Source organism: Nonomuraea sp. MG754425, assembly GCF_021699195.1.
Lineage (GTDB): Bacteria > Actinomycetota > Actinomycetes > Streptosporangiales > Streptosporangiaceae > Nonomuraea.
This window is the reverse complement of sequence record NZ_SSXE01000503.1, coordinates 1-478: the sequence shown is the minus strand read 5'-3', so window position 1 is coordinate 478 and position 478 is coordinate 1. Positions and strand designations below refer to the sequence as shown.

Below are 478 nucleotides of genomic sequence, written 5' to 3'. Positions count from 1 at the left end.
GTGCCAGGCCGCCCAGGAACGGATCGTGGCCTGGCGGGGCGAACACCCCGATGTCGAGATCTACGGCCGGCAGGTGAGTGAACATCCGATCCCGGCGCTCGTCGAGGCGTGCGCTGCGGCGGATCTGGTGGTGGTCGGATCCAGAGGGCTGGGCGGGTTCGCGTCCGTGATGCTGGGGTCGGTCGGCCACGGGCTGCTGCACCATGCCGGGTGCCCGGTCGCGGTGGTCCGGCCACGGTAGGCGAGGGCCGCAGCCGCAGGAGGGTCGTGCACACTGGAGAGAAGTGCAGGTGGACGCCTTGGATCAGGATTGTGGGGGATCATGATGAAGGCTTCGGCAGGCGATCGTCTGGTCGTGGTGAGCGGCCGTGGTCACGGTATCCGGCGTGAGGGGCTCATCGTCGAGGTGAGCCACGCCGACGGCTCACCGCCCTATCTGGTGCGCTGGCTCGACGACGGGCACGAAAGCCTCGTCTTC

2 protein-coding genes are annotated in these 478 nt (G+C 68.8%); both read left to right on the top strand.

Features of this window, described 5'->3' with window-relative positions; translation table 11 throughout:
- The coding region (locus FAF44_RS53720; protein ID WP_237111194.1) for a universal stress protein at positions 1-241 on the top strand (241 nt) is incomplete at its 5' end.
- A gap of 81 nt (positions 242-322) precedes the next feature.
- A partial coding sequence (locus FAF44_RS53715; RefSeq protein WP_308193555.1) for a DUF1918 domain-containing protein occupies positions 323-478 on the top strand: 156 nt, incomplete at its 3' end.